This window comes from uncultured Nostoc sp., assembly GCF_964245575.1.
GTDB lineage: Bacteria > Cyanobacteriota > Cyanobacteriia > Cyanobacteriales > Nostocaceae > Nostoc.
On the sequence record NZ_CAXTNP010000500.1, the window covers coordinates 1 to 2,965 of the forward strand.

2 protein-coding genes are annotated in these 2,965 nt (G+C 43.5%); both read right to left on the reverse strand.

Annotated features, from left to right (window positions below):
* Window positions 1–94 precede the first annotated feature (94 nt).
* Window positions 95–889 carry a COP23 domain-containing protein gene (locus ACFFAP_RS37640; protein WP_375515975.1) on the reverse strand — a complete coding sequence of 265 codons (795 nt, stop codon included), beginning with the start codon at window positions 887–889 and terminating at the stop codon, window positions 95–97.
* 80 nt (window positions 890–969) lie between these two features.
* Window positions 970–2,604 (reverse strand): M48 family metalloprotease, encoded by a 1,635-nt coding sequence (locus ACFFAP_RS37645; RefSeq protein ID WP_375515976.1) that lies wholly within the window; start codon window positions 2,602–2,604, stop codon window positions 970–972.
* Window positions 2,605–2,965 lie beyond the last annotated feature (361 nt).

The window sequence follows — 2,965 nt, forward strand, 5'->3', positions numbered from 1 at the left end:
ACATCAACAGATGATAAAACTTAGACACAAAAAGACTTTTCACCCAGTCCCCAGTCCCCAGTCCCTTGCTATATTGACTAAAAGCCACTATTGCCTACCGGAAATTACCAGGATTTAAGCGAACAGAGTTAGGCACAGACTGACGACGAATTGCTACTCCACTCCGCAAATTGTTCCCAGTACCACCATCTTTGCGATCGAGGAAAGGTTTCAGATTAATCCCACTTCTAGACGAACTAACCCGATTATTGCCACTGCCCAAAAGTGTGCGTCCTAAATTATATAATTCGTTGCCTCCACTACTGCGATCGCCATAAGTGTTAACGGCTATAGTCTGCTGTCCACTGTCAGCAGTAGTCAAGTTCTGAAAAATACTATTGCGGATAACATAGGGGTCTTTCCCTGGCGGTACTGTCAGCACAATTCTACAGGTTGGGTTAGCTTCTGTTGTGACGCAGACAATATTTTCGTTATTTTCTGTTGCTGTCTGGAGTTCTTGTAAGCCATCTGGGCGATACTGTTCTAAGCGACTGGCAATTGCTGTACAACGCCTTTGTGCGTCCCAACCACCGCCCAAAGTCGCAGGCGCAGCCCAAGCAAAGTATTGACCTGCTTGACTTTGTGGCTGATACATAACGGTGTACTGACCATTGTAAGTCTGACAAGTAAACCGAGTTGTACCGTCAGCCGAGGATGAAGGTGGTATACCTGTTGATGTGTCTATTGGTGTTGATGTATCTATTGGTACTGATGACCCACCTGATGGTATTGTTGGTACGACAACACCATTGCCATTAGAGTCATATTGCGCCATTGCTACGGAATTACCCAGACACAAAGATAAGCCAAGACTGCCCAAAGATATCAATCGAAGCAGTTGTGATGACATAAATCATCCTCCAGTAGAAATAGGTGGGGAATTGATAGTTTAAGCGACGAATAATTCTATGTTTTGATTCATTAAAAACGCTATTTTTTTTCCTCTCTTGCTTTTTTCTCTTCGAGTAGCTTTTTCACCCGTGCTTGAATTTCTAGATGACGTTCTACTCCTTCATAGGCGTAACGGTTGTAGCTACTACGGGTAATGAGGTTTTCTAAATAACTAACTCGCTCACTACCGCCTGGGTGTGAAGATAACCAACTAGGAGGAGCATTTTTTTGCTGTTTTACTAGCGTCACCATTAAGTTACGCAAGCCATCAGCAGCGTAGCCAGTGGCAACAATTAGGCGTGTGCCGAGATTATCTGCCTGACGTTCCATGTCGCGGCTGTAACTTAGTGCAAACAGTTGACCGATGGTGCCACCTAGAGGTAGATATTGGGTAACGTTAGAGATCAGGTTGCCTTGGCTGACTAATTGAAAACCGTGGGATAAAAGTACATGGGATAATTCATGACCCATTAACCCAGCTAATTCTGCTTCGGAATTAGTTTTAGCGATCGCACCCGCATTAATAAAAATTTTACCCCCAGGTAATGCAAAGGCGTTAAGGCTTTCCTCTGGAATCACAAAGAATTCGTATTTAAACTCGTCCCGTCCTCCTACCTTCGCCAATTTCTGTCCAATTTCATTGACGTATGCCAAAATAGCTTCGTCTATAATTACACCCAGCTGTTTTTTTGCCTGCTTTGCCACCGATTCACCTATGGCTTGTTCACCTTGTAGCAGCATGATGGTAGAGTCAAGGGCAGAAAACGGCCCAAGCAGACTGCCAGTAACAGCGTAACCTAAAGCACCTGTAATAATATTACCGATGACATTGCCTCTAATTTCTCCTTGTGTATGAGATTTGTAACGGTTCAGATTTTCCTCTGCTAGTTTTGTAAACTCAGGCGCTTGGGGATCTTTAGGGTTAAGAATAGCAAATTGACGCGCCGCTAAAGACGCTTCCATCCATTTTTTATCACCAGCTAGGGCTGTAATTCTAACTTTAATTAATTCTGGTTGATCTGGATACAGCGAAGAAGCCCGTTCTAATATATCTAAGGCTTCTTTGCTGCGATCGTATTGTTTCAATACTTCAGCATATCGAATATGACCAGGGATAAATTCAGGATATTGCTCAACTAATAGTTGCAGAGGTACTAAAGTTTTTGTTTGCAACTTTTGTGCTATCCCCGCCTCTGATTCTCGCCAGTAGACTTTACCTCCTGGGGATAGTTGCGTGGGGTCGAGTATTGCAGGTTTACGCTGTTGATTATCTGATGTTTTAGCAAAAGGTTGCTTAACCTCGCGGTAAATTTTTTCCGCCTCTGGGATTTTTCCCGCTAGATAAAGTCTATCCGCTTCTATAAATTTTAGCTGACGGGTGATTTCTTCCGGGCTGAGTGGGGGTTCCTGTGACGACTCTGGCTTTTTCGGTTCGGAAACTTCAGGGGTGGGTTGTGGTGCTTCTGGCGTTGATGAACGTTGCAGCGCTTCCCGTAACTTTTGGACTTTAGTTGTTTCTGAACTGGGCTTTGTCGTTTCAATAGTGGTAGAGGCAGCAGGTTCTTGTGCCAGAAGGGGTGAAGTTGCCTGCGTCAGGATTATCAAAATTGATGTAGCAGCTGAAAGTAATACCCACTTCCAGGCTGGTAGTAAAGATTTCCAGATTTGTTTCATGCTTGGGCCCACGTATGCAAAAGGCTCTTTTTTAAATTTTATGAGCAATTAGCAAAATACGCGTGTAATAATGTATTTTATTTGACACTATGCCAACTGCGAACGACAAGCTGTAGCGCTCGTGAAGCTGCTTCGGGCTACAAGTTTACCTTTGGGACATGACTCGCTTTAAGCGTATTCCTACGGATAAGCAAGCTAGCAAGAGCGTCTCTAATAGTTGCTATGCTGTAGGAGTAGGCTATCGGTGACGCACCCCAGCACTTTTATGTTTAAACTGAGTTAGTCAAATACTTGAAAATTTTGTTTATATATAGGACTCATATTTGATTGCGTGAAAAAAACTCAGTACACCTTTATTCCT